This is a genomic window from Arthrobacter sp. TMN-49 (genome assembly GCF_054511095.1).
In genome coordinates, this window is the sequence record NZ_JBTNDH010000003.1 from 16,969 (window position 1) to 39,989 (window position 23,021).

Annotated in this window: 25 protein-coding genes; 11 read left to right on the plus strand and 14 right to left on the minus strand. The window is 63.2% G+C overall.

The features are described from left to right. Positions 1 to 171 precede the first annotated feature (171 nt). A complete protein-coding gene (locus tag ACX80E_RS02200) occupies positions 172 to 459 on the minus strand; it encodes an HPr family phosphocarrier protein (RefSeq protein ID WP_459300107.1) in 288 nt (95 codons plus the stop codon). A gap of 80 nt (positions 460 to 539) precedes the next feature. Here ACX80E_RS02200 and ACX80E_RS02205 point away from each other — a divergent pair, with 80 nt between their 5' ends. Beyond that, positions 540 to 1,319: a GntR family transcriptional regulator gene (locus tag ACX80E_RS02205; RefSeq protein ID WP_459300109.1), complete on the plus strand. Its 780-nt coding sequence runs from the start codon at positions 540 to 542 to the stop codon at positions 1,317 to 1,319. A gap of 109 nt (positions 1,320 to 1,428) precedes the next feature. On the opposite strand, the gene qcrB is transcribed toward ACX80E_RS02205, so the two are convergent. From qcrB to ctaE, 4 genes are all read right to left on the minus strand, one after another. Beyond that, complete coding sequence (qcrB, locus tag ACX80E_RS02210; protein ID WP_459300111.1) at positions 1,429 to 3,099, minus strand: cytochrome bc1 complex cytochrome b subunit; 1,671 nt, start codon at positions 3,097 to 3,099, stop codon at positions 1,429 to 1,431. A 2-nt stretch (positions 3,100 to 3,101) separates the two neighbouring features. Beyond that, positions 3,102 to 4,130, minus strand: coding sequence for a cytochrome bc1 complex Rieske iron-sulfur subunit (gene qcrA / locus ACX80E_RS02215; protein WP_459300113.1), 1,029 nt, complete (start codon positions 4,128 to 4,130; stop codon positions 3,102 to 3,104). A gap of 97 nt (positions 4,131 to 4,227) precedes the next feature. After that, positions 4,228 to 5,016 carry a cytochrome bc1 complex diheme cytochrome c subunit gene (qcrC, locus tag ACX80E_RS02220; protein WP_459300115.1) on the minus strand — a complete coding sequence of 263 codons (789 nt, stop codon included), beginning with the start codon at positions 5,014 to 5,016 and terminating at the stop codon, positions 4,228 to 4,230. Positions 5,017 to 5,106: 90 nt separating this feature from the next. After that, positions 5,107 to 5,745, minus strand: coding sequence for an aa3-type cytochrome oxidase subunit III (gene ctaE, locus ACX80E_RS02225; RefSeq protein WP_459300117.1), 639 nt, complete (start codon positions 5,743 to 5,745; stop codon positions 5,107 to 5,109). Positions 5,746 to 5,931: 186 nt separating this feature from the next. Between ctaE and trpD the strand changes: the two genes are divergently transcribed. Beyond that, a complete protein-coding gene (gene trpD, locus ACX80E_RS02230; protein ID WP_459300119.1) occupies positions 5,932 to 6,999 on the plus strand; it encodes an anthranilate phosphoribosyltransferase in 1,068 nt (355 codons plus the stop codon). Between the two features lie 87 nt (positions 7,000 to 7,086). On the opposite strand, the gene ACX80E_RS02235 is transcribed toward trpD, so the two are convergent. The 3 genes from ACX80E_RS02235 to ACX80E_RS02245 form a co-directional block, all read right to left on the minus strand. Then, a complete protein-coding gene (locus ACX80E_RS02235; RefSeq protein ID WP_459300121.1) occupies positions 7,087 to 7,821 on the minus strand; it encodes a copper homeostasis protein CutC in 735 nt (244 codons plus the stop codon). Positions 7,822 to 7,829: 8 nt separating this feature from the next. Further along, positions 7,830 to 8,111, minus strand: a complete 282-nt coding sequence (locus tag ACX80E_RS02240; RefSeq protein ID WP_459300123.1) for an Lrp/AsnC family transcriptional regulator — start codon at positions 8,109 to 8,111, stop codon at positions 7,830 to 7,832. Between the two features lie 102 nt (positions 8,112 to 8,213). Beyond that, complete coding sequence (locus ACX80E_RS02245) at positions 8,214 to 8,606, minus strand: DUF3054 domain-containing protein (protein ID WP_459300125.1); 393 nt, start codon at positions 8,604 to 8,606, stop codon at positions 8,214 to 8,216. Positions 8,607 to 8,838: 232 nt separating this feature from the next. Between ACX80E_RS02245 and ACX80E_RS02250 the strand changes: the two genes are divergently transcribed. Together ACX80E_RS02250 and ACX80E_RS02255 are read left to right on the plus strand one after the other, a co-directional pair. Continuing rightward, the gene (locus ACX80E_RS02250; protein WP_459300127.1) at positions 8,839 to 9,312 is read left to right on the plus strand and encodes a VOC family protein; all 474 of its coding nucleotides are present in this window, start codon (positions 8,839 to 8,841) and stop codon (positions 9,310 to 9,312) included. 125 nt (positions 9,313 to 9,437) lie between these two features. Next, a complete protein-coding gene (locus ACX80E_RS02255; protein WP_459300129.1) occupies positions 9,438 to 11,120 on the plus strand; it encodes an MFS transporter in 1,683 nt (560 codons plus the stop codon). A gap of 22 nt (positions 11,121 to 11,142) precedes the next feature. On the opposite strand, the gene ACX80E_RS02260 is transcribed toward ACX80E_RS02255, so the two are convergent. Then, positions 11,143 to 11,865 carry an AAA family ATPase gene (locus ACX80E_RS02260; RefSeq protein WP_459300131.1) on the minus strand — a complete coding sequence of 241 codons (723 nt, stop codon included), beginning with the start codon at positions 11,863 to 11,865 and terminating at the stop codon, positions 11,143 to 11,145. A 272-nt stretch (positions 11,866 to 12,137) separates the two neighbouring features. Here ACX80E_RS02260 and ACX80E_RS02265 point away from each other — a divergent pair, with 272 nt between their 5' ends. Beyond that, entirely contained in the window at positions 12,138 to 12,587 is a 450-nt protein-coding gene (locus tag ACX80E_RS02265) for an SRPBCC family protein (RefSeq protein WP_459300133.1), read from the plus strand. Between the two features lie 32 nt (positions 12,588 to 12,619). Here ACX80E_RS02265 and ACX80E_RS02270 read toward each other — a convergent pair whose 3' ends face one another. The 3 genes from ACX80E_RS02270 to ACX80E_RS02280 all read right to left on the minus strand — a co-directional run bounded on the left by ACX80E_RS02270 (position 12,620) and on the right by ACX80E_RS02280 (position 14,752). Next, positions 12,620 to 13,201 (minus strand): hypothetical protein, encoded by a 582-nt coding sequence (locus ACX80E_RS02270; RefSeq protein ID WP_459300135.1) that lies wholly within the window; start codon positions 13,199 to 13,201, stop codon positions 12,620 to 12,622. A 27-nt stretch (positions 13,202 to 13,228) separates the two neighbouring features. Continuing rightward, entirely contained in the window at positions 13,229 to 13,702 is a 474-nt protein-coding gene (locus ACX80E_RS02275) for a DUF1990 family protein (RefSeq protein WP_459300137.1), read from the minus strand. A gap of 153 nt (positions 13,703 to 13,855) precedes the next feature. After that, the gene (locus ACX80E_RS02280; RefSeq protein ID WP_459300139.1) at positions 13,856 to 14,752 is read right to left on the minus strand and encodes a LysR family transcriptional regulator; all 897 of its coding nucleotides are present in this window, start codon (positions 14,750 to 14,752) and stop codon (positions 13,856 to 13,858) included. A 111-nt stretch (positions 14,753 to 14,863) separates the two neighbouring features. Between ACX80E_RS02280 and ACX80E_RS02285 the strand changes: the two genes are divergently transcribed. Continuing rightward, on the plus strand, positions 14,864 to 15,832 hold the full coding sequence (locus tag ACX80E_RS02285; protein WP_459300141.1) for a DMT family transporter: 969 nt from the start codon (positions 14,864 to 14,866) through the stop codon (positions 15,830 to 15,832). Positions 15,833 to 15,861: 29 nt separating this feature from the next. Next, positions 15,862 to 16,548, plus strand: coding sequence for a DNA alkylation repair protein (locus ACX80E_RS02290; RefSeq protein WP_459300143.1), 687 nt, complete (start codon positions 15,862 to 15,864; stop codon positions 16,546 to 16,548). A 30-nt stretch (positions 16,549 to 16,578) separates the two neighbouring features. On the opposite strand, the gene ACX80E_RS02295 is transcribed toward ACX80E_RS02290, so the two are convergent. Both ACX80E_RS02295 and ACX80E_RS02300 read right to left on the minus strand, forming a co-directional pair. Next, positions 16,579 to 18,396: a prolyl oligopeptidase family serine peptidase gene (locus ACX80E_RS02295; RefSeq protein WP_459300145.1), complete on the minus strand. Its 1,818-nt coding sequence runs from the start codon at positions 18,394 to 18,396 to the stop codon at positions 16,579 to 16,581. Then, complete coding sequence (locus tag ACX80E_RS02300; protein WP_459300147.1) at positions 18,393 to 19,625, minus strand: hypothetical protein; 1,233 nt, start codon at positions 19,623 to 19,625, stop codon at positions 18,393 to 18,395. Before ACX80E_RS02300 ends, ACX80E_RS02295 begins: the two co-directional genes overlap by 4 nt. A gap of 100 nt (positions 19,626 to 19,725) precedes the next feature. Between ACX80E_RS02300 and amiA the strand changes: the two genes are divergently transcribed. Genes amiA through ACX80E_RS02320 form a run of 4 tightly spaced genes read left to right on the plus strand, consistent with a single transcriptional unit; the run spans position 19,726 to position 23,017 of the window. After that, entirely contained in the window at positions 19,726 to 19,827 is a 102-nt protein-coding gene (gene amiA, locus ACX80E_RS02305; RefSeq protein ID WP_243400284.1) for a streptamidine family RiPP, read from the plus strand. A 42-nt stretch (positions 19,828 to 19,869) separates the two neighbouring features. Continuing rightward, positions 19,870 to 20,610 (plus strand): hypothetical protein, encoded by a 741-nt coding sequence (locus tag ACX80E_RS02310; protein WP_459300149.1) that lies wholly within the window; start codon positions 19,870 to 19,872, stop codon positions 20,608 to 20,610. Further along, the gene (locus tag ACX80E_RS02315) at positions 20,607 to 21,632 is read left to right on the plus strand and encodes a CocE/NonD family hydrolase (protein WP_459300151.1); all 1,026 of its coding nucleotides are present in this window, start codon (positions 20,607 to 20,609) and stop codon (positions 21,630 to 21,632) included. Before ACX80E_RS02310 ends, ACX80E_RS02315 begins: the two co-directional genes overlap by 4 nt. After that, on the plus strand, positions 21,629 to 23,017 hold the full coding sequence (locus ACX80E_RS02320) for a YcaO-like family protein (RefSeq protein ID WP_459300153.1): 1,389 nt from the start codon (positions 21,629 to 21,631) through the stop codon (positions 23,015 to 23,017). Before ACX80E_RS02315 ends, ACX80E_RS02320 begins: the two co-directional genes overlap by 4 nt. Positions 23,018 to 23,021 lie beyond the last annotated feature (4 nt).

A 23,021-nucleotide genomic window follows, 5' to 3' on the forward strand; every position in this document is an offset into this window, starting at 1 on the left:
GAACAAAGTAAAAGGGATTGTCCCCCACCATGTGGTGGGGGACAATCCCTTTTTGCGCACCCCTGACAGACGCTCTCGCAGCAATGGTCATTAAATGACGGACGCTATCGCACCGAGTGCGATAGCGTTCATCAAAATCCAGCCATTGCTGCGAGAGCGTCTGTCAGGGGGTTAGGCGGGGTCTGTCAGGTCCGTGAGCAGCAGGGCAGCCAAATGGTCCACAGCGGCCCGCACGGCGTCGTCGTCGGCATCGCAGGGACCCACAGCCACCTCAACTTCAGTACCTTGCTGGAAGTCGGCACTCATCACAGCGAGCAGTGAACGCCCGTCAATGGCGTCGAGGCCCTCCTTGGCCAGGGTGATGGGCAGGCCCGTGCGGTTTACTGCCCTGACAAAAACTGCTGCCGGGCGCGCGTGCAGGCCGACGCTGGCAGCCACTGTGATCTTGCGGGTGTACATAAACGAGCTCCTAGAAGGTAGATGTTTCTGTATTGAGAGTAGTCGTGTTTTAGGCTGGTAACTGTGAGCAAAGGAGTTTCATGAGCTATTTGGTCCCGCCGGCGAAAGAGATCCCGGGGGAGTTGGACAGGGACTCGCCTGTCTCGGTCCATATCCAACTGCGGGAACTGTTGCGCAACTATGTGCTGTCCGCCAACAAGTCCGGGCGGCAGTTGCCCTCCGAGCGGGACATGGCAGCCCATTTCGGTGTGGCACGCATGACCCTCCGCCATGCCGTGGAGGCACTCGTCGAGGAGGAACTCCTTGAACGTGTGGTGGGGGTGGGGACGTTTGTGGCCCGCACCAAACTGGATGTGACGCTCAAACTCACCTCCTACTCGGAGGAGATGGCACGCCGCGGCATGCGCCCCTCGGCACGAGTGCTGGCGTTCGAACAGATTCGCGCCACGGCCCGCCTGGCCCGTGAGCTTGCGCTGGAGGAGGGCCAGGCGGTCATTCGGCTGCGCAGGCTCCTGTTGGCGGACGATGAGCCCATGAGCGTGGATGAGAACTTCCTCCCGGCCTGGCGGGTGCCGGGCATCCTTGACGCCGGACCGCCGTCGTCCCTGTACAACGTGCTGGGGGAGCGCTACGGGCTGGTCATTGAGTGGGGTGAGGACATCATCGAAGCCAACGCCGCCACACCCTCCATTGCCCGGTTGCTGAAGGTCGACATCGGTGCCCCGGTGCTGCGCACCGAACGCCACGCGTTTGTGTCGCGCTCAACAGTGGATTACTCGGTGTCCTTCTACCGGGCGGACAGGTACAAGCTCCGTGTACCCCTGCAGCGCCCCGGCGTGCGCACCAGACGCATGTACTAGCGGCCGGCGCCGCAGTCCGCCAGACTGGCGCAGGCGGCCGGAGAGGGCAACAAAAAGCAGTGGGCGGTTCCCTTTCGGGAACCGCCCACTGCTTTTTGTTCAGCCCTGCTTAGTGCTTGATGGCCTTCTCATCATCACTGGCTTCGATAGCCTCGTGATGGTGACCGGCCGCCAGCTCCGACGGTGCCGCCGGGGCAACACGATCCTCGAAGAAGAATCCGCTGAGCTTGGCTCGCAGGTGCTCCTTCTTGGTGACAATCCCGTTGTCGTTCGGGATGCCTTCCTCGGCGACCGGGGACTGGAAACCAACCAGCTTGTAGCGCTTGTAGTCATCGAGCTGTGCGTGGATTTCCTGGAACTCACCATGCGGCAAACGCACGATGCGGCCAGTCTCACGACCGTGGAGAGCAATCTCGCGATCCTTGCGCTGGAGTGCAAGGGCAACACGCTTGGCGACAATGAAGCCAAGTACCGGGCCAATGAAGAACAGTGCGCGCAACCAGTACGTGACATCGTTCAGCGAGACCTGGAAGTGTGTTGCGATCAAGTCAGAGCTTGCAGCGGCCCACATGACGCAGTAGAAGATGAAGCCTGCAACACCAATGGCCGTACGGGTCGGCACATTGCGGGGACGGTCCAACACGTGGTGTTCACGGTTGTCGCGCGTTACCCAGCGTTCAATCCACGGGTACAGGAACAGCAAGGTGAAGACGATGCCAGCCGGGATCAAGGCCGGGCCAAGAACGTTGAAGGACAGCGTGTTCACGCCCCACGGGAACGGAATATGCCATTCCATCGGGATGTTGAACAACCAACCTGGCATGAGGCGCAGGGCACCATCCACCCAACCGATGTACCAGTCAGGCTGTGTGCCTGCCGAAACGGGGGAGGGGTCGTAGGGGCCGTAGTTCCAGATGGGGTTGATGGTGAACGTGGCGGCAACGAAGGCGATGATGCCGAACACGATGAAGAAGAAGCCGCCAGCCTTAGCCGCGTAAACCGGGCCAAGCGGGTAACCCACCACGTTGCGGTCGTTGCGGCCCGGGCCGGGGTACTGGGTGTGCTTGTGGATGACCACCATGAACAAGTGAATGGCGATCATGAGCAAGATCATGGCCGGCACCAACATGATGTGCATCATGTACAGGCGGCCAATGATGACTGTGCCCGGGAACTCCCCACCGAAGAGGAAGAAGGAGATGTAGGTACCAACCACGGGAATGGACTTGACCACACCATCAATGATGCGCAGACCGTTGCCGGAGAGCAGATCATCGGGGAGTGAGTAACCGGTGAAGCCGGCAGCCATGGACAGGATGAGCAGCACGCCGCCCACCACCCAGTTCAGTTCGCGGGGCTTGCGGAATGCGCCGGTGAAGAATACGCGCAGCATGTGCACCGACACGGCAGCCACGAACAACAGGGCTGACCAGTGGTGAACCTGGCGCATGAACAAGCCGCCCCGAATCTCAAAGGAGATGTCCAGCGAGGAGCTGTACGCGACGGACATTTCCACGCCCTTGAGGGGAACGTAAACGCCGTCGTAGTGGGTCTCAGCCATGGACGGGTCAAAGAAGAACGTCAGGAAGGTGCCCGAAAGGAGCAGGATGACGAAGGTGTACAAGGCAACTTCGCCGAACATGAATGACCAGTGGTCGGGGAAGACCTTCCGGCCGAATTCACGCAGCATGCCCGAGCCGCCCACGCGCTCATCAACAAAGTTGGTGATGCGACCGGTGGCGGTCTTGGGCTCGAATGTGGTTTGCGGTGCTGTCGACATGATTAGCCACGCTCCCAGAAGCTCGGTCCAACAGGTTCATGGAAGTCGCTCTGCGCGACCAGGTAGCCCTCGGCGTCAACCGTAATGGGCAGCTGCGGGAGCGGGCGAACAGCCGGCCCGAAGATAACCTTGCACTCCTGCGTCAAGTCAAAGGTTGACTGGTGGCAGGGGCACAGCAGGTGGTGCGTCTGCTGCTCGTACAAAGCAACCGGGCAACCAACGTGGGTGCAAATCTTGGAGTAAGCAACAATGCCGTTGTAAGCCCAGTCCTCGCGACCCTCTGAAGGGTTGAGATCATCCGGGTTCAAACGCATCAGCAAGACAACTGCCTTGGCCTTCTCGTTGAGTTTGCCGTGCTCGAGCTTGTTCAGGGACTCGGGAATCACGTGGAACGCCGAACCAATAGTGACGTCAACTGCCCTGATGGGTGTGCCGTCAGGATCGCGGGCAAGACGCTCGCCTTCCTTCCACAGCGTGTGCCGCAAGGCGTCACCGGGCAGCGGGCCAAGATCGCGGAAGATCGCGATGGCCGGCAGGGGAGCCAGTGCGACGGCGCCGATGAGGGTGTTGCGGATCAGCGGGCGACGCTTGATGCCTGTCTCCTCAACGATGTCATCGATGATTTGAACGGCCGCCAGACGGTCTTCCTCGGAGCGCAGTTCGTGACGCTCTTCAGCAACTTCATGGTCCGGCATGAGGGCGCGGGCCCAATGCACAATGCCCGTGCCAATGCCCAGCATGGCAAAGGCCACGCCTATGCCGAGGAACGTGTTCTGCACACGCAAAGTGTCCAAGGTGTCATCAAGGCGAATGCCAAAGTAACCAACGAAGAAAAGCAGCGTGCCAACGATGGAAATGATAAATAGCCATGCCACCTGGCGTTCGGCCCGCTTTGCAGCCTTGGGGTCCGTGTCAGCTAGTCGCAAACGATGTGGTGGCAGTCCCGGGTCTTGGAACCTATCCACCTCATCGTGACCAGCCTTAGCTACGGCGTCCGAGCTTGTCGGCGTGCCGTCACTATGGTTGCCCATAATCCCCTCATCCTTCTCTTATCCCGGCGCGTTCCCGGGGTCGTAATGTATGTATCTGGTGGCTGCTAGCGCAGCCAAAAACTGTGGTTCTTGAAACTTAGGAAGTCCGCGACGTCAGCCAGATGGTGAAGCCGATGACAACACCAAGGACGGCTGTCCAGAGGAACAAGCCCTCGGAAACCGGACCCAGCGAGCCAAGCTTGGCGCCACCGGGGGAGCCCTGGTTCTCAATGGTGTTCAAGAAGGTGATGATGTCGCGCTTGCCTTCGGGGCTGATGTTGGCGTCGCTGAACACTGGCATGTTCTGCGGGCCCGTGACCATGGCGCTGTACATGTGGCTGCTGGACACACCAGCGAGCGGCGGAGCAAACTTACCGCGTGTCAGTGCGCCACCAGCTGCGGCAGCGTTGTGGCACATGGCGCAGTTCACGCGGAACAATTCGCCACCGGCGGCTGCGTCGCCGCCACCGTCAATGAATTCCTCCTCGGGCAGTGCCGGACCGTCACCCAAAGTGGCCACATAGGCGGCCAATTCACGGGTCTGCTCGGCGTCGAACTGCTTGGGCTTCACGCGAGCCTGGGGGCCCTGCATCTGCATGGGCATGCGGCCCGTGCCGACCTGGAAGTCGACTGCCGCCGCGCCGACGCCGGCCAAGGACGGTCCTGCGTCCGTGCCGCTGGCGCCCATCCCGTGACAGGTGGCGCAGTTGGCGATGAACAGCTTTTCGCCCTCTTCGACCTGTTGCGCGGTAAACGTGGTGGTATCGGCCTTGGCCTCATTCATGGTTGTGACAACGGCGTATAGCCCACCTGTCAGCATGAGCCCCATCACTAGCAACGCTAGTGCAGCCAGCGGATGACGTCGCTTCTGCGAAAGTGCCTTCACTTGGTGGTTCCTTTGATCTGTTTCCAGCAGCCCCTAGTGAGGGCCGCAAATGCTAAGTCTTACCTTGTAGAGAAGAAAGCTGTTGGCAGCTTACTTCAGGACGTAGATGACCAAGAAGAGGCCGATCCACACGACATCCACGAAGTGCCAGTAGTAAGAAGTGACGATCGCGCTGGTGGCTTCGAAGTGTCCAAACTTCTTTGCAGCATACGCGCGGCCGATGATGAGGAGGAATGCAACGAGTCCGCCAAGGACGTGCAGGCCGTGGAAGCCTGTTGTCATGTAGAAGGCAGAGCCGTAGGGGTTTGAATTCAGGAGCACGTGCTCGGACGTCAACATGGCGTATTCGGTCGCTTGACCGGCAACGAAGATGGCGCCAAGTACGAAGGTCAACAGGAACCACTCCGTCATTCCCCACTTGGAGAACTGGAAGAGGCGTCCGGTGCGGCGAGGCCGAAGGTTCTCAGCGGCAAACACACCCATCTGGCAGCTGAATGAGCTGGAAACCAGAATGATCGTGTTTGCCAAGGCGAACGGGAAGTTCAGCTTGGCCGTTTCTTCAGCCCACATCCCACCAGTGGTGGAACGCAGCGTGAAGTACATGGCAAAAAGGCCGGCAAAGAACATCAGTTCACTGGACAACCAAACTACGGTTCCTACAGAAACCATGTTCGGTCGATTCAGCGTCGGATGCGCCGGGGTACTGGGGGCATGGGTCGCAGTTGTCACATAGACATTATGTCTATAAAACTCCAGACTTCCCAATGCAAAATGCCGTTTGCCAGATCTTTTTCTACAAACCTGCGAAATTCCGGTGTATTCACAGCTGAAACCCAGACGCGTATGCACAACACGTTGGAGGTGTCAATGGTCACATTCCTTGGGCCGTCGCCGATTTCCACTAACATCTGGAGAGTGAATCCTCTCCAAAACGCTGCCGCCGACACCCGCACCTGGCCAAATCTCATCGCCGCCTTGATAGCCAAGGAAGATCTCAGCCAGGACGCAACCCAGTGGGCCATGAACACCATCATGGCCGGCGACGCCTCCGATGTGCAGATTGCCGGGTTCCTGGTGGCCTTGCGTGCCAAGGGTGAAACAGTTGCCGAGGTGACAGGCCTGGTGGAGGCCATGCTGGCCAATGCGCGGCCCCTGCCGATATCCGCCGACGCCTTGGATATTGTGGGCACCGGCGGTGACAGGCTCAATACTGTCAACATCTCCACCATGGCCGCGCTGGTGTGTGCCGGGGCCGGCGCCACAGTGGTCAAGCACGGCAACAGGGCTTCCTCCTCCGCTGCGGGCTCTGCGGACGTGCTGGAGAGCCTTGGTGTGCGCCTGGACTTGTCCCTGGAGATGGTGACCCGGGCGGCTAGCGAGGTGGGCATCACGTTTTGTTTCGCAAACTTCTTCCACCCCTCCATGCGCCATGCGGCCGTCGCCAGACGCCAACTGGGCATTCCCACAGCCTTCAATCTGTTGGGTCCGCTCACCAACCCGGCCCATGTGAGCGCATCGGCCATTGGGGTTGCCGACGCCCGCCTGGCACCCCTGGTGGCGGGTGTGTTGGCGGCGCGCAATGTGCGGGCGCTTGTGTTTAGGGGCAGTGACGGCCTGGATGAGCTGACGACGACGGGCACCTCCACCGTCTGGGAGGTCAGGGACATGAAAGTCACGCAGACACCCTTTGATCCCTTGGATGTGGGAATTCCCCGGGCCACCATTGAGGACCTGCGGGGCCAGGACGCGGCATTCAATGCGGCAGTGGTGCGGCGCATTCTTGACGGTGAACGCTCACCGGTGCGTGATGCAGTCATTCTTAACGCGGCCGCCGGGCTTGTAGCCTACGACCTGTCCGCCTCCGGCACGCTGGTGGAGCGTATGCGCTTCGCGGCGGCCCGGGCCGAGGCCGCCATTGATGGTGGTGCGGCCGCGAACGTGCTTAAGAGCTGGGTTGCCCTCTCCGCCGCGGCCGCCCAGTAGGCTGCCGCAAGACACCAACTAAACACGTGAGAGGCTCGCCAAGCGGCCCTCACGTGCTTTGCTGATCCATGAAGGCAGGCGCATGCCTTAGCTCAGCGCACGGGCCGCAGTGGCTGCCTGCTGGACCAGCCCGGCGTCGGTGGCAAAATAGCTGTGGTCCTCGTCCGCGGCCGCGGCCGTGATGGGTTGGGGCAGGGTCTGCGTGACCATGCGCTTAGCCGACAGGTGGGCGTCCCGCAGGCCAGCAGCATGGAAGGTGGTGAAGTCGGCAATCTCCACGCCGCCGCCAGCCATGACATGCAGTCGGCCCCGGGCCGCCTCGTGCATGGCCCGCAGCTGGGCCAAACCGTCGCTAGCCCTGGCGGCCCCGCCGGAGCTCAAGATGCGTTGCACCCCAAGGTTGGCCAACTGCGCAACTGCAGTCACGGCGTCGGGCAGCTTGAGGTGGTCAATGGCCCGGTGGAAGGTGATGTGCAAGCCGTCGGCTGCCGCAATCAAGGTCTCGGCAGTGGCAAAGTCGATGGTGTCCGACGCCGTGAGAGCGCCAATGACCACACCCGTGGCGCCGGCGTCGCGCAGGGCCTTGATTTCTTCAACCATGAGGGCGACGGCTGCGCTGTCATAGATGTAGTCGCCCGGGCGGGGCCGGACCAAGGCGTGAATGGCCAAGTCCGGTTCGGCCTGGCGGACACTTTTCAGCAGGCCCTGGGACGGTGTCAGCCCGCCCAGTTGCAACGCGCAGCACAGCTCAATCCGGGCGGCACCGTGCGCCGCTGCCAGTTGCGCTCCGGGGACGTCCTGAACAGCTATCTCGAGGCGCATCCGCGCACTCAGTGGTCGAAGCCGAGGGAGAACGCTGCATCCAGATCGGTTTGCGAATATGCGCGGAAGGAAATCTGGGTGGTGGTGGAGACTATCGACTTCACCTTGGAGAGTTTGTCGGCAATCACATCCGCCAACTCCTCATGTTTTTGTACGCGCGCAATGGCAATCAAGTCCCATTCACCCGTCACCGAGTAAACCTCACTGATGCCGTCAAGCTCGGAAATCTCTTGGGCGGCTTCGGGGATCCGGGAGGCATCAGTCTTGATCAAGACAAAAGCGGTGATCACAGGCGGGGTCCTTGTCGTGTGGCTCAATCAGGTGGAAAACGGCTCGGCGATGGCACAACTACGCACATCGTTGCCCCCATCGTAACGCAATGGATTCGCTAGTTATGGCCTTTGAGTGCCACGTGTCACACGTGTTGCGATGAGCCTGTGGCCGAGCAGAAACAAGGCCAAAACAAGTGTCGCCACCACCACGAAGGGGACGGCGGCGGTTGCGCCGGAGAGGATGCGCAACGCCATTCCACCAGCCACGGTGATCAGCCACAGGCAGACGCCGTGGGGCCACACGCGCAACGGCTGGCGCCAGGTGCGGCAGATGAGCCAGCCCACGGCCAGTGCGGCGAGAAAAGGCCATGCCGTCTCCAGCACGCCGGCCACCGAGAGGTCCTCCCGGTGGGAGCTGCGCCCGGACAGGGCAAAGATCAGCACCAGGACAACGTCCGCGGCGATCGTATAGAAAAGTGTCTTTGAACTGGGGCGGGCTTGTGTTTGTTTCACCTAGGGGAGTTTAGTCGCAAACTCGAAGGTGTTTGGTGTCCTTGGGTGGTGCGCTGCACACCTTGTCCGTGGCTGGTTCTGTACCTGGTGATTCGCGACGCCGTCAAAGCCAAGCCCCGCCGCCGGAAAGCTACCAGCGAGTAACCATTGATGCCGTGGTCGGGCGGTCCTAGGATTTTGCACAGGTCAGAACGCTTGTCTGGACCGTTTTCGAGCAATGGATGTGGTGGCAATGGCAGGGATTGGTACGTGCCTGTGGTTTGACGGCCGGGCAGAAGAAGCAGCGAACTTTTATGTTGGATTGTTCCCCAACTCCCATGTTGGAGAGATTGCCCGCTGGGGCGAGGGTGGTCCCGGTGAGGCTGGCACTGCCTTGACCGTCGCCTTCGAGCTGGATGGCCGCAGTTTTCGTGGCCTCAATGGTGGGCCGCAGTACACCTTTACTGAGGCGATCTCCTTTGAGCTGTTCTTTGACACCCAGGAGGAGCTGGACGCCAAGTGGGTTGCCTTGACGGCCGACGGCGGTGAGGAAAGCCAGTGCGGCTGGCTCAAGGACAAGTTTGGCGTGTCCTGGCAATTGATCCCCAGCATGCTCACCAGCGTCCTCAACGGAGCCGACCCGCAAGGCTCACAACGGGCCATGGTCGCCATGCTGGGTATGGCAAAACTGGATATTGCCGCTTTGCAGGCCGCCTACGACGGCTAACAACTCTGTGGCAGGCGTCGTATTACGGCAGGGTTGGATTCCTCTACCGGAATTTCACTGTTTTTACATAGAATAAAGTCACCCATCCCGGCGCCTGCCGGACCGGACAAGCGAAAGGCCTGCCGATGTCCAGTCGTCAAGTGCCGGCGGGGGCTGCTGTGGCCGTTGCCAATGCGTCGTGGCTGCCACTGATTGTGGTGGTCTTGACCCAAATTCAGGCGTCGTTTGCCGTGAATGCTCTGACAGTTTCCATGCAGGGCATCACCACGGATCTGAACACCCCAGCCACCAACATTGGCACTGCCATTACGGCTGGGACGTTTGCCATGGCCGCGTTCATCCTGCTCGGCGCCAAAGTTGGGGCCAAGTTTGGTTCACGCAAGGTTTTCCAGATTGCCGTGGCCATCCACGGGCTGTCCATGGCAGCTGTGGCGCTGAGCGTCAGCCCCGTGATGCTGTTCGTTGCCCAAGCGTTGTCCGGGGCCGTGATCGCCCTGATTGCCCCGGCCCTGGTGGTGTTCATTGCGGCCAACTTCAAAGGGGACCAGCAGGCCAAGTCCATTGGCTACCTTGCCGCAGCCATCCCGGCGGCCGGTGTGTTGGCACTGCTGATTGCCGGCTCCTTCGCCTCAACCATCGGCTGGCGTTTTTCCTTCGGGCTCATTGTCCTGCTGGCAATTGTGAACTTTGCCCTGAGTTTCAGACTCAAGAACATCGCCCCTATGCCCGACGTCGCCATCGACTGGGTCGGGTCAATGATTGCGGCCGTGTCCATCATCTTCCTGAGCTTCGGCTTCAGCGGCATGAACTCCTGGGGCGTGGTGATGGCCACGGAGGCGGCGCCGTTCAATGTGCTGGGCTTGTCCCCGGCGCTGGTCCTGATTGTGTTGGGGGCAGTGGGCGGCCAGGCGTTCTTCATGTGGCTGCGCAAGCAAAAGTCCACGGGACGCCCGCAGATCTTTGACCTTGACGTGCTGAAGTCGGGGGCGGAGAAGGCCACAACATTTTGCATGGCGGCCATGTTGTTTGCGGGCACAGCAGCGAACTTCCTCATCCCCCTGTACATCCAAATTGTGCAGGGCCGCTCAAGTTTCCAAACGTCCATCTCGATCATCCCCTACACCCTCTCGATCTTCGTGGCCAGTTCCTTGGTGGCGCAGTTCTACGACAAGTTCACGCCCCGGAAACTGGCGCGCCTGGGCTTCATCGTGGTGTCGCTGGGGCTCATCCTGCTGGCCTTCACCATCAGCAACAGCTGGGGCCAAATCTTTGTGGTGTTGGGCCTGATCACTCTTGGTTTGGGCCAGGGAGCGATCGTGGCGCTTGTCTTCAACACCCTGTTGTCGGCATCGCCGCAGAGGCTCGCCGGCGATGTGGGTGCCTGGCGCGGGCTGGTGCACAATATTTCCGGCTCGGTGGGCATCGCGGTGGCGAGCGTGTTTGCTGTGTCGGTTCTGACCGTCAGTGTCACGGCGGGCATGAGCGCCCACGACGAGATTCCCGAGGAGCTGGCGAATCAGATTCCGCTGGACAGCGTAAATTTTGTGACCAACGACCACCTCAAGGATTTCCTTGGCTCCACCACGGCTACCTCTGCGCAGGTGGATGCGGCCGTGAAGGTCAATGAGGACGCCCGCCTGCAGGCGTTGAAGATTTCCATCCTGGGTCTGGCCGCCATCGCCATGTTGGCCATTGTGCCGGCCGGCAGGATGCCGAACAGGCTGCCGGGGGATCTGCCCGAGGACCTGTCCAGCGGACGCCCACCCACCAAGGAGGAACTGGCCCGGGAGGCCGAACATCGGGACTGAGGCATCTGGCGGTACCGCGGGACTAAATGTACTTCAGGAACCTTTGGGGTGCGTCCATGAAGGAACGCCAGTTGCGCACCAGCTCAAGTTCTTCCCAATCCTTGGGGCGCAACCCCCAGTCGCCCACCTCGTAAATGGTGGCTCCGGGCAGTGATGCCAGCAGCGGCGAGTGGGTGGAGAGAATGACTTGGGAGTCGCCGTCGTCCATCAGTTGCGTCAGCACGCTCAGCAGTGACAGGCAGCCGGAGAAGGAGAGCGCGGATTCGGGCTCGTCAAGGATCCCGAGCCCGCCGCCGCGAAACCTGTCCACGATGAGTTGCAGGAAGGATTCGCCGTGGGACATGGTGTGGAAGTTGATGTCGGGGATCCCTTGGCGGGGGTTGTCCTCCAGGTACGTGAAGAATCCGTGCATGGTTTCGGCACGCAGGAAATAGCCGTACTTGCTGGTGCCGGCGTTACGCGTAACTTTCAGGTTGGCGTGCAGTTCCGACTCGGTGGGGCGGCTGTGGTGCAAAGCCCCGGTGGAGCCGCCCTCCGGGTTGACGCCGTAGGCCATGGCGATCGCCTCCACCAGTGTTGACTTGCCGGAACCGTTTTCGCCCACAAAGACTGTGGCGCGGCCCAGGTCCAGCCCGTTCTCGAGGAGATGACGCACCGGTGCCAAGGTGGCTGGCCACACGTCGGGGTCCGGCCGGTTGAAGTCGTTGATGCCCACGTGACGCACCGGTGTTTGGCCGAACGTCATGGCTGGGGCTCCGCCAGGGCCACGCAGACGGCCTGGACGGGCGGGTGAACCTTGAAGGAGGTCACCACTCTGGTGTTGGCGGCTTGACTCAGCGAGACGTTGAAGTGTTCGCAGAATGCTGCCGTGTCGGAAAACTCGTCGGGGCAGGGGTGTACGTGGTGAAGGATCCCCTGCTCGGTTGGGCCAGCAGGACCTGTGACAGCAACAGACCTTCAGTATCGACACTTCTCATATGGCCATCCTGCCAGCTGGAGTCATGGATACTTGTCACTATGGCAGCCTCCTTTGAATGTGTCACCCGGACATCCATGAGCCGGGCCGAGTTGTTTGATCTTTCTCGCAGCATTGATGCACACACGGAGTCGATGGCCCACTCTAGGGAAACGGCCATAGCTGGGGTGAGGTCCGGTCTGCTGGGTCTGGGACAGGAAGTAACGTGGCGGGCCTGGCACTTCGGCATTCCGCTGCGGATGACCTCCCGGATTACCCAACTCAATGCGCCCAGCTGTTTTGTCGATGAGCAAGTCAAGGGCCCGTTCCTGTACTTCAAGCACGTTCATGACTTTCGCAAAGACGCGGCCGGGACCAACATGACTGACAGGATCGAGTTCGCTGCGCCCCTTGGTCCGCTGGGGCGTTTTGTGGAGAAGGTGGTACTGACTCGCTACCTGAAGAAGCTCATTGAGACGAGGAACGTGTATTTGGTTTCCGGCGCCCAATAGTGCCGTGGCGGCGGTGGCACCGGGCTCAGCGGCTAGTAGTACTGAGGCGGCCATTCTGCAGGGTCGGCGCTGACTGCATCCAGCCGTGGATCGGCTATGAGTTCGTTGATGGCATCGGTGCTGGCCCCAATGCCCACCCAGTGGGGATCCACGTCCTTGGCCACGCACCATGCACGGTCAGCCGGCCAAACAAGAGCCGGGGTCGGAATCCACTGTTGGTCCGGCGCCTGATCTTCCGTGGCTATTTCCCACGCGCCGTTTTCGGAAACACTCCCCTCGTAGAGATAGTAGGAGCGGTTCGGCACGTCCACCCAGGCCCCAGGCATGTCGAAGCCAGAGCCGTCCCAAAAGCAAAAGTAGAGCCCGCCGGCAGTGGCTGTGTGTTTTGACAAGCTGACAATCGCCGCCTGCATCATGTCTGTCTCCGGGAGCACGCCGGGGATGGCCTCGGCGTCGTTCTCGCTTTGGCCCGGGCGCGTGGGGTCCGGCAGGATGCGCAGCCGAGCATAGGCAGGGAATCCGGCCGGGCCGAAGCCGACGAGCTGCTGCCACGGCAGCGTGGTGCCGGTGATCCAATCAGCGGCGGAATTCTCTGGAGCCGGGCGGAGAGTCATGGGGTAGAGCCTAGCCGCCCCGCCTAGTCAGCGCAGCGCGCGCAAGTATCGCCGTCGCACCACCAGTTGCGCGAGCAGAAGAAGCGGGTACAGGGCACGCCACGGTTGCTGCGGTGCCGCGCGGGTGAGCGATCGGATGGTCAGATGGACCTGTTCTCCGTCGCGGTGAACAATAAAGGCTTCCTCGCCGCTGACCGGATGCCCGGGCAGGGTTTTGTAGGCGAAACCCACCCGGTCCGGCTGCTCCACCACGGCCACTACTTCCACGGGCTCATGGACCGTTATCCCGAACATCCGTGCCGTGACTATCACGCGCTGGCCGGGCGCAACAGATTCGGTTGAATCCACGGAGAAGCCACTGGAAGTCTTCACTTTCCACAACAGCACACCACAGGCCGCGCGTTCCCAGGCGGCCTCACCAATTCCCACCACGGCAGAAACTTCCGAACGCCGATATGCGGTGTCGCTGGGCGGCCAGTCACGAAGATCCGGGCTAGTCATGGGTTGTCCCTTTCACGCTCCAGCTGACTCTCGGCTGTCTTGAAGCCGTCCCCATGACACTACGCTGGCGGGCGCGCCGGGGGATCGATCGCGCCGGCGCCCATCGAGCGGAACCCTGTGGCCGGCGTCGTCCATTCCCGCCGCCAGAGTCACTCAGGGGGCATCCTCGGCGGGGGAGTCCGCCACCGCACGCTGCGCAACGTCGCGCATGCGTTCAACACCGGGGTGCCACGGGCGGGCTGACGGGCCGGTGAAAATCAGCGTGCGTTCGAGCCGCGGCGCCAATTCCACCGTGACCAGATTCTCGCCCAGCATGGTGTGCGCCAGGGACGGCATGATCGCCACGCCCAGACCGGCCTCGACCATGCCAAGGAGGGTGCTCGTCTCATGAACCCTTTGTGTCGGCGCATACGAAGTGCCCGCCAGCGTGTGCAAGTCCATGATCTGGTGTTCGCAGCCGGCGGTGGATGACAGCAAGGGGTCTTCCAGGAGCTCGTTGAGTCTGATTAGGTCCACGGCAGCCAGCGGGTGGTCTGCGCGCAACACGGCCCTGAAATCATCACGGGCAAGGACGGCTGCATGCGGTGGAAGCGGATTCTCCGCAACTACAATGGCGGCATCCACAGCCCCAGTGGCAAGCCAGTGAACAAGTTCATCGTCGCCTCCCTCAAAGAGGCGAATGTCCAGACCGGGCAGTTCGGTGCGCCACTTACCGAGTAGTTCCGGGACCAGCCGGTGGGACGCAGTTGCCCCGGCGCCGAGGTTGACTGTTCCGGTGGCAGCGTGTTGGTGATGCAAGTCCACCGTGGCACCGAGTGAGCGAACGCTCGCCAGGACGCTGCGGGCGTGCGTGAGAATGGAGTCGCCCAGAGGGGTTGGCGCGATGGCAGGAACGCGTTGCACCAGTGGTGCGCCGGTGAATTGCTCCAACGCGGACAGGGCGTGCGACACAGCTGACTGGCTCATCGCCAGATGGTCCGCGGCGGCGCCAAATCCGCCGTGTTCGAGCACTGCCACAAAGACCTCAAGCTGGCGAATAGTTACCGGCACAAATCGATTTTCTGCATGAGACCATGAGCGGAATTCGTTTGATTCATGGGGGAAGTCTAGTTGAGACTGAGGTGGACAAACTAGGGGTGAGGCGCAGTGAGCAGGAGCATGATGACAGAGACGAAGGGCGTGGCCCTGGGCACCCAATATTTGGGTGCGGCCGTGGTCTGGGGCGCAAGCTTCCTTTTCATCAAGGTTGCCGTGGGTGGTCTCTCGCCTGCCCAGGTGGTGCTTGGCAGGCTCCTTTTTGGCGCCATAGTACTTGCCGCCATCATGGTGACCACCCGCCGCCGCTGGCCGCGGGGGATTCGAGTATGGGCGCACCTCACGGCAATCGGCGCCATCATGTGCGTCATTCCCTTCCTGCTTTTCTCGTGGGCTGCCCAGTATTTACCGGCCGGGTTGTCCAGTATTTTCAACGCAACGACTCCCATCGCCACAATGGTGGTGGCCTTGGCGATCCTCCCCGACGAGCGACTGACCAGAATTAAGACGGCAGGCATTTTCCTCGCAGCCGCCGGCGTCGTTCTTATTGCCGCGCCGTGGAACGCGGTCGCCGACACAGCGCACCCGATGTTCATCTGGGCCCAGCTGGCCTGCCTTGGCGGCACTGCCTGCTATGGACTTGGATTCAGCTACACCCGGCGATTCCTGCGCGGATACAACTATGACGCCATCACGGTTTCCGCCTCGCAGATCGGAGCCGGCGCCATCATCATGCTGGCACTGACCCCGTTCATCGGAACAGGACCAGTAGCGCTGACACCGGCCATCGTGAGCAGCGTTGTCATCCTCGGGGGTGTTGGGACGGGAATCGCCTACATCTGGTACACCAACGTCATCAATGCGTGGGGAGCAACCATCGCATCGACAGTTACCTACCTCACCCCCATCAGCGGGGTGCTTCTGGGTGTTCTGGTGCTGGGCGAAACAGTTCACGTGAACCAAGTCGTCGGCGGAGCCGTTGTGGTCTTCGGCATCCTGGTCGGGCAGGGACGATTCCGGCAGCTGCGTGCCCGTGGCAGGAACGACGGCGGCGATCCCGTGCCGCCGGCTGCTGGACGTTACCGAGTAGGCTGAAATGTACAGGTGATGGATAGGAGTGGGACATGGCCCGGAGTGCTACGAAGGGTGCGGCGGTGGCTGAGGTGTTGGCCGAGTTGGCTGCGCTGGAGGATCCGAAGGCGCGTGCCATAAACGAGAAACACGGTGACGATCACGGGGTGAACCTTGGCAAGCTGCGCGCTGTCGCTAAGCGGCTGAAGACGCAGCAGGATCTTGCCCGCGAACTCTGGGCGACCGGTGACACCGCCGCGCGGCTGGTGGCGCTGCTGATCTGCCGGCCGAAGGACTTTGGGCCCGAGGAGTTGGACGCCATGATGCGTGAGGGTCGGATACCCAAGGTCAATGACTGGCTGGTGAACTATGTGGTGAAGAAGAGCCCGCATGCGCAGGATCTGCGTGTCCTCTGGTTCGCCGATCCGGATCCGGTGGTTGCCAGTGCCGGGTGGGCACTGACCAGCGAACGCGTCGTCAAGGCGCCAGGCAGCCTGGACCTGCCGGGCCTGCTGGAGATCATCGAGGCCCAGATGAAGGACGCTCCGGACCGCCTGCAGTGGGCCATGAACACCTGCCTTGCCCAAATCGGCATAGAACATCCCGAACACCGCGCCCGGGCCCTTCGCATCGGTGAGCGCTTGGAGGTCCTGAAGGACTACCCGACGCCGCCGAACTGCACCTCCCCGTTCGCACCCCTCTGGATCAACGAAATGGTGCGCCGACAGGGCGAAAAGTAGTCCAGGCCGCTGCTGAGCAAGTCCCGTGGACTATCCCTCCCGAGACATCCAGTGCCCCGGACCGGCCGCGAAGGCGAGTACGGTGGCAGAGAAATCCAGCAAGACACTGGCGGCGCGCTGTGCATGACCGCCGCCAAGCTCCTCGTGCAGCCACGCACCGCCGCCCCGTCGCCGGATCCCGGAGACGAACTCCACCGCCACGGCATTGTCGACTCGTTCGTCGTTGCCGAGGATGCAGCACAGCACCGGTGGAAGTGACCCGGCCGAGTCCATGGCGGCCAGCAGGTGGAGTGGGAAATAGGCTGCTCGTTGTTCCGGAGAGGTTTCCCCGTCGGCACCGAATTCGTGAAGCCACTGGGCGCCCAAACCGTGCCGATGCAGATCCACGGTGTCCAGCAACGGGGCCACCGCAATCACGCGGCCAAAGTCGTCCGGTGCCAGCAACGCTGCGGCACACACCACCAGGCCGCCATGGGAGGCGCCCACGGCTGTGAGCTCACCGACTGTCGTCCAGCCCTGCGCCACCAGGTGGCGGGCCACATCGATCAAGTCGTGGACGGCCCGCAACTTATTGGCCCCGCGTCCGGCCTCGTGCCATTGCGGGCCACGTTCCCCGCCCCCGCGGATCTGGGCCGCCACATGGATGCCGCCGGCAGCAAGCCAGGCGGCCACGCTGGGTTCGGGCTCGGTACGGTGCACGACACCGAAACCCCCGTAGCAAGAAAGCAGGAGAGGCCGCGGGGAAACGGGCAGGACACCGGCAACGTCCCCGGCGCGCGCCGAGACAATCACCGGAATCGCCACCCCGTCCCGGGCCGGGACCAACAACCGACGGTGCGTGAACGCGGCGTCGGCATTGCGGGGCGGCCGCTCCGCGGCGGTCCCTGGCGGTAACTCCAGGCAGACAACCGCCGAGGGTCGCTCCGGGGAGGCGCTCTGGACCCAGAGTGCGCCCCCGTCGCGATGGGTGCTGAGCGCCAGGGCTGTGAGGTGTTCGGCGGCCTCGAGCTGCCACAGCGTTGCCCCGTCCCGAGTCACGGTGGTGCCTGCGGGATCTTCGATGGCCAGGATGTTTCCGTGCACGCCGGAGATCCGGGCCAGCACCTGCTGCCCCGGCGCTTCCCCGGGAAACGGGTCCGGGGAGGTTGACTGGATCCAGCCGCCGTCCCCGAGAAGCCAGTACCGTGTTGCGGTTCCGGGAGTGCGCACAGTGAGCTGCAGTGCGCCATCCTTGATGCTCAGGCGCAGCCGTGATCCTGCCACCGGGGATCCGAGTTCTTCGGGGAACGGTAGCCGTTGTGCTGGTGCAGTCACACCGACGGCAGCCAACCGGCAACGCCAAAGGGCTTGTGCCGGGGGCTTTCCGGAAAGCAGCCATAGTGTGGTGCCATCCGGCGACCACACCGGGGCTGCGTGCCAGGACTGTGGGACGGGGAGCGGTACCGGCGCTGCGCCAGTGGAGAGCAGCCAGAACTCGGCAAGTTCGGTGTCGGCCGGACCGAGCAGTGCTGCGACCCGCGTGCCCGAGGGATCAAGGGCGAACCCGCGCACCACCCGGTGCGCGGGCACCTGGAGCGCGGAACCATTCGGTGGGTGTTCCGTGGCGTTGTGCGGGGCCAGAGTCCGGCGCAACCAGTCCTCGGCTACGCGGTAGAGGGCCGGGAATTCCTCCCCGGGCCTCCGCCAGGTATAGACGGCGTGGCCGCCGGCGAGTTGTGGCATGCCCTGCCGTTCGGTGGCGTCCCAACGCCTGACGTGGTGACGGAAATACTCGAAGTGCCGGAGCTGTTGTCCCAGCTCCGCTGAGGATTCGTGGGTGTTACCTTCGGCGTCCACGGCCCGGTTCATCGACCCACCGTGTCTCCGGGGCTGGCGACGGAACGGTTGAGCCAGGCGAGATGACCGCCGTCGTTCAGTGAGCCGGGAACCTGCACTGTGACAAGCGCCGCCCCGGGCACCGCTGTGTCGATCAGATGCACCTCGCCGTGGCCGCCCCGGGTCACGGCGACCCATTCGCAGCTGTCCGAGGCGGCCACTGCCCGACGGTCCGCGTTGTCCCACGGTTCAGCGCCGGGACGCGGCGCCTTGTCCATGGGCGGCAAGGACCACCGGCCGCGTTCTTGCAGGGTTTGGGTGCAGTAAACACCCAGCTCGTCCCCGGCTGGGTGTATCCGAGCTACGGCAATGGCGGTTCCTGTCAGTGCGAAGCGGAAGATCATCCCGTCACCGAGTGGCGTGGTGCGCGTGGTGTTGGCGTCGATGTCATGGACCCAGAGGGTATTGCCCCAGGTGTCCCACTGGCGCGGGTGCTCCCCACCGTCGCGCAGCACGGCCACAAGCAGTCGCCGCCGTGGGCAATAGCGCAGAAAATAGGCGCGGCCGTCTGCATCCCAGGACCGGATCGGTAGGGGGCGGGGAACGGGGCCACGCACGTCGAAGCACTCAAGACCGCGCTCGGTGGCCACGAACAGGGTGCCTGTCAACGGGTCGTAGGCGTCTCCGTGGCCGGCCGCGCCCACCGTTTCGATGTTCTCGCCGCGCACCTGCGGGCAGTGGACGCCCCCGGCAAGAATTGCGTCGACAGCAACGGATTCGATGCCGCCCGGTGCGCGGTGCCGCAGCACCACGCGTGGCCCGTCCGGGGTGGTGGCCAGTACGACTCCCGGTTCGCCGGTGCGCGTGCGGATCCGGCGGGAGCGTGGCCCTTCCGGGGCCTGCAGATCCACCACACTGAGCAGGTCGCTCCACGGTTCCCACGAGTCGCCCAATCCGGTGGTGACAGCAACGAACCGGCCGGCGGGGTCGCAGGCGAGGTGCTCGCCGGGGATGGCGACGGAGATTCGGTGCTCAATGGCCGCCGTCGGATCCGCCTCAGTGGCGGCAAAGGGATCCATGACCACAAGCGAACCACCGGCGTCGTCAACCCACGCGCACCTGCCGTTGCCCAGCGGCAGAATCCCGGCGTGCTCAGCTAAGGCCATATGGGGGATCCAGCCAGTCACCGTTTGGGACACGGGATCGATGAAGCCGATGGCCTCGGCTCGTTGATCGGCCACGACAAGTACTTGCTGTTTCATGACGCCTCCAAGACGCGTATTTGATAATGATTCTCATTAAGCATAGTGTCATTGTAGTTGCCAGCACGGCAGCACTTGTAAAACCTACGAAAGGACCCCCATGGAAAACACCGTGGTACTCGCCGAAGTTGAAGAGACCGAGCAGTTGGCCCACCTGTCGGCCACGCACTCGAACGCGCTTGTAGAGAACCCGTTCGACTAAAAGCAACTGACTGCTGCGGAACTAGCATTCTTGAAAGGACCCATGAATATCGCGACAACCGACGTTTTCGAGCTCGAGGGACGCGCCACGGTGCGGTCCGGCGATGGCGCGTTCCTGCGTGTGACGTCGCCCACCGGGGCGCCGGTGCCCCTGGTGGAAACTTCCCAGGACCAAGTCAGGAGGCAACTCCAGGCACGTGCAACCCAAAGAATGCAGCCGCGGCCGGGGCGGGAGCGCCTCGCCCTGCTTGCTCCGGATGCCGGCTGGGAGCCTGTCACTTCGGTGCTGCAAGGGCTCGATGTCCAACGCATTGCTAACACCGGGAGCCTGACACAACCACATGGCCTGGTCATCCAGGTGGCCACCACCAGGGTGGAACGATCAACATTGGACGCGCTGCCGGCGGCAGGTACGGCCGTGCTGCGCTGCTACCGCGAGGGAGAGATCCTCTTTGTCGATCCACTGGCGACCTCTGCCGCTGACCCGACCGGGTCGCAGGTGGTTCGCCGCAGGCTGGCCGCCTCCGTCGCCTCGGCCGAACTACGCTACTGGCTCAACACCATCCGGTCCGGCGATGCCACGCTGGCGGGGCTGCCACCCCTGGCCACCCAGTTCCTGGGCCTGCGGATCCGAGCCATGGTTGCGGCATGGCAGCACGACAGCCCGGAGCTGGCGATACATCGCCGCACCCTCTGGCGGTTGGACACGCGAACGCTGTGCAGCAGCGAACATCCTGTCCTTGGATTTGCCGAACCCGCACAACGGCCCGGTCCCGTACGGTGAACCCCGAATCCCGGCCCGAGCCAATATCTCTAAACACACCGCTGCGCGACGGTACCGTACTGGCTGGCGACCACTACCGTTCCGGCAAGGACACGAGCCGTGGCGTCGTGCTGATCCGCACACCCTACGACCGCCATGCCTACCGGGCCCAGGCCGGTGCGTGGCAGGCACAAGGATACGACGTGCTTGTCCAGGACGTACGCGGCCGTTACGATTCCACCGGAACGTGGCTGCCCTACTCCGCCGAGGGCCCAGACGGGGCAGAAACCGCACGCTTTCTGGCACGCGCTGGTCTGCCGAACGGCGTGTTGGTCCTGGCCGGGGCCTCCTACGATGCACATTGCGCACTGGAGGCCGCCCGGTGCCTGGAAACCGATGCACAGCCGGTGCGTGTCGCGGCAGTGATCGCCATGGTTCCCGCGCTCGGACTCTTTGAGACAGCCCGAAAACCGGACGGCACCGCGCGCCTGCGCGACCGGATTGGCTGGTGGCACATGCACGGATTCGGCGCCGAATCGTACGCCCCGCTGACCCCGGCGGACCTGAATCGACGCTGCCACGAGGCAAGGACCCGTGGTGTGCGCCATGCGATGCCTGCCACCATCTACGGCACGCACGCACCAGACCACTGGGACCGGCTCTGGAACGCACCGAAGCTGGACCTGCGCCGACGTTACGGAGCCTGCCGAACGCCCCTGCTGGTCATTTCCGGGGACCGGGACTTCTTTGTCCGCGAGGCTCTGGAGTTGGCCGGGGCGTGGGCCGTGGGCAACACCGGCTTACTCACGGGCCCCTGGGGCCACCGGCTCACAGCGGATCTGGACCCCGTCGCCGCGGCAGTGCTACGCGGCCACGGCGGCCTCATGGCTCAGATCCGCGATTTCCTTGACGGTGCCCACCAGCGCCCGTTCCGCCGGCACTTCACGCCACTTCGCACCGATCCCTGGGCGCCGGTCAACCCTGCACGCCCACGTGCCGCCATCAATCCACCCGTTCCAGCAGAATGCGACTCACCCTCATGACCACAGCCGAACAACTTGGCCTGCTGCCGTTGCACACCTTGGTGGATGAACACACCGGCATCATCCGCCGGGTCCGCTCCGTGCTCACACCGGAGAACGCGCCACCCGCCTACACCTCCATGACCGCCGAGGTCTCCGACGCCCGCTGGCTGGGGGACTGGCCCGCGGACCGCGTCTCACTGGGCACCACCTTCGGGGACAAGCGGCAAGCGTGGATCGCCGCGGTGGCCGAGGGGATGGAACGCTATTGCGGCAACTTCCTCCCGGCCGAGGTGCCCGACGCCGAGCATTTCATCGGCAGCGCCCGGCAGGCTGCCGCGGCCGGGCACCGCGTGGTGCCGCTGCACGAGCTGCCCCAGTTCGCCCCCTGGCAGCTGGAGCGCCAAGGTTTCCCGTACCGGGATCTGGCGGAAGACACCGAAACTCTCTGGACTTCCTGCCGCCGCCACGGCGACGGGCAGGAGGTCTGGCTGCCCGCCAGCCTGGTCTACCTAAACTGGCGGCAACGGCGCTTCGCCCACCTGCCCAGGATCCATCACCTCAACTACGCCGGCATCGCAACCGGGCAGGGGTTCGCCGACGCCAGGGACCGGGCCGTGCTGGAAACCGTGGAACGCGACGCCCTGGAAATCTGGTGGCATCTGGATGGCCCCACCCGGGGCATCCGCACCGAGTCGATCCCCGGCCTGGCGCAGGCCATGGAAGGCTGCCGACTCGAATACTGGGTTGTGGAAATGCCAAGCGAGTTTGCTCCGGCCATGGCGGCACTGATCTTCGACCCCGACACGGGACTCTACGCCGCCGGGTTCTCGTGTAAGAGCGACCCGGCCGAGGCTGCCCGCAAGGCCGTCCTCGAGGCGGTTCACACCTGGATCTATACCCAGGGCATTACGGACTCCGGCGGCTGGGTCTTTCAGGCCGTCGAGGCCGGGCTCATGGCCCGGGGCCTGTACCTGGAACACCGTGCAGACCGCCGCTACTTGCAGGACACCGGTGAGGACTTCGAGGCCGTCAGGGATCTGGGGGCGCACGTGCAGGTGTGGCTCGACCCCCGGATGCACGCTCTGGCCGAGAGATTCAAGGCACCTGACGGCGGACTGGTGGACATCGACGAGGTGGCAGCAGTTCCCATGGAGGAGGTCCACCGGCGGCTGGCCCGTGCCGGACACGAGGTCTACACCCGCGAACTGACCACGCAAGACGTCAGCCTGACCGGATTGAGCGTTGTCCGGGTCGTGGTGGGCGGGCTGGTGCCCAACGCCCCTGCCGCGTTCGCCTACCTGGGCTGCCCGCGCATCGCCGACGTCGCGGTGAACCGCGGCTGGCGGGACGTGCGACCGCAGTCCCCGGCGGATTTCACCCTCGCACCGCCACCCCACATGTAGGCCC

Bases quoted from the DNA above. Each gene is read 5' to 3' on its own strand.
- ACX80E_RS02200 (WP_459300107.1), bottom strand. From the start codon at position 459: ATGTACACCCGCAAGATCACAGTGGCTGCCAGCGTCGGCCTGCACGCG.
- ACX80E_RS02205 (WP_459300109.1), top strand. From the start codon at position 540: ATGAGCTATTTGGTCCCGCCGGCGAAAGAGATCCCGGGGGAGTTGGAC.
- qcrB (WP_459300111.1), bottom strand. From the start codon at position 3,099: ATGTCGACAGCACCGCAAACCACATTCGAGCCCAAGACCGCCACCGGT.
- qcrA (WP_459300113.1), bottom strand. From the start codon at position 4,130: ATGGGCAACCATAGTGACGGCACGCCGACAAGCTCGGACGCCGTAGCT.
- ACX80E_RS02235 (WP_459300121.1), bottom strand. From the start codon at position 7,821: ATGCGCCTCGAGATAGCTGTTCAGGACGTCCCCGGAGCGCAACTGGCA.
- ACX80E_RS02250 (WP_459300127.1), top strand. From the start codon at position 8,839: ATGGCAGGGATTGGTACGTGCCTGTGGTTTGACGGCCGGGCAGAAGAA.
- ACX80E_RS02255 (WP_459300129.1), top strand. From the start codon at position 9,438: ATGTCCAGTCGTCAAGTGCCGGCGGGGGCTGCTGTGGCCGTTGCCAAT.
- ACX80E_RS02260 (WP_459300131.1), bottom strand. From the start codon at position 11,865: ATGACGTTCGGCCAAACACCGGTGCGTCACGTGGGCATCAACGACTTC.
- ACX80E_RS02265 (WP_459300133.1), top strand. From the start codon at position 12,138: ATGGCAGCCTCCTTTGAATGTGTCACCCGGACATCCATGAGCCGGGCC.
- ACX80E_RS02270 (WP_459300135.1), bottom strand. From the start codon at position 13,201: ATGACTCTCCGCCCGGCTCCAGAGAATTCCGCCGCTGATTGGATCACC.
- ACX80E_RS02275 (WP_459300137.1), bottom strand. From the start codon at position 13,702: ATGACTAGCCCGGATCTTCGTGACTGGCCGCCCAGCGACACCGCATAT.
- ACX80E_RS02285 (WP_459300141.1), top strand. From the start codon at position 14,864: ATGACAGAGACGAAGGGCGTGGCCCTGGGCACCCAATATTTGGGTGCG.
- ACX80E_RS02290 (WP_459300143.1), top strand. From the start codon at position 15,862: ATGGCCCGGAGTGCTACGAAGGGTGCGGCGGTGGCTGAGGTGTTGGCC.
- ACX80E_RS02295 (WP_459300145.1), bottom strand. From the start codon at position 18,396: ATGAACCGGGCCGTGGACGCCGAAGGTAACACCCACGAATCCTCAGCG.
- ACX80E_RS02300 (WP_459300147.1), bottom strand. From the start codon at position 19,625: ATGAAACAGCAAGTACTTGTCGTGGCCGATCAACGAGCCGAGGCCATC.
- amiA (WP_243400284.1), top strand. From the start codon at position 19,726: ATGGAAAACACCGTGGTACTCGCCGAAGTTGAAGAGACCGAGCAGTTG.
- ACX80E_RS02310 (WP_459300149.1), top strand. From the start codon at position 19,870: ATGAATATCGCGACAACCGACGTTTTCGAGCTCGAGGGACGCGCCACG.
- ACX80E_RS02320 (WP_459300153.1), top strand. From the start codon at position 21,629: ATGACCACAGCCGAACAACTTGGCCTGCTGCCGTTGCACACCTTGGTG.